Source organism: Sphingomonas sp. CCH9-F2 (assembly GCF_001556735.1).
In the GTDB taxonomy this organism is placed as follows: domain Bacteria; phylum Pseudomonadota; class Alphaproteobacteria; order Sphingomonadales; family Sphingomonadaceae; genus Sphingomonas; species Sphingomonas ginsenosidimutans.
In genome coordinates this window covers 1-493 of sequence record NZ_LSJO01000085.1, presented here as the reverse complement: position 1 = coordinate 493, position 493 = coordinate 1, and the positions used below count along the sequence as shown (strand labels likewise).

The window sequence follows — 493 nt, the reverse complement described above, 5'->3', positions numbered from 1 at the left end:
CCCCGCCGTTTCGGGTAAGCACCCCGCCCACCTCGCCGCCGCCGTGGGGGCTGGCCTCCCGCCCCCGATCGCGCCACAACGTCTCGCCTGTCGGTGATGAGGGAGTGGCGCGATGACGCTGAAATACGGTTCGTTGCTGCTGCTCGCCGCGCTTGCCGCGCCCGCGCATGCGCGCGACGCCGCGGTCGTCGCCACCGATCGCGCCGCGTACCTGCCCGCGATCGCCGACGGCATCGCCAGCTGGAAGGGCATTCCCTTCGCCGCCCCCGCTACCGGCGCGCTGCGCTGGCGCGCCCCGCAACCCGCCGCCGCGTGGCGCGGGGTGCGCAACGCGCGCGCCTATGGCCCCGATTGCGCGCAGGTGCCGTTCCCCAGCGATGCTGCGCCGCTCGGCACCACCCCGGCGGAGGACTGTTTCTACGCCAATGTCTGGAAACCCGCCGGTGCGGGCGCACGGCGGCTGCCGGTGATCGTGTGGATATACGGCGGCGGG

Annotated in this window: 1 protein-coding gene; it reads left to right on the top strand. The window is 74.4% G+C overall.

Going from position 1 to position 493, the window contains the following annotated elements; all coding sequences use genetic code 11:
* Positions 1-112: 112 nt before the first annotated feature.
* Positions 113-493 (top strand): carboxylesterase family protein (locus AX685_RS02490; RefSeq protein ID WP_156445622.1); only part of this gene is annotated, 381 nt, incomplete at its 3' end.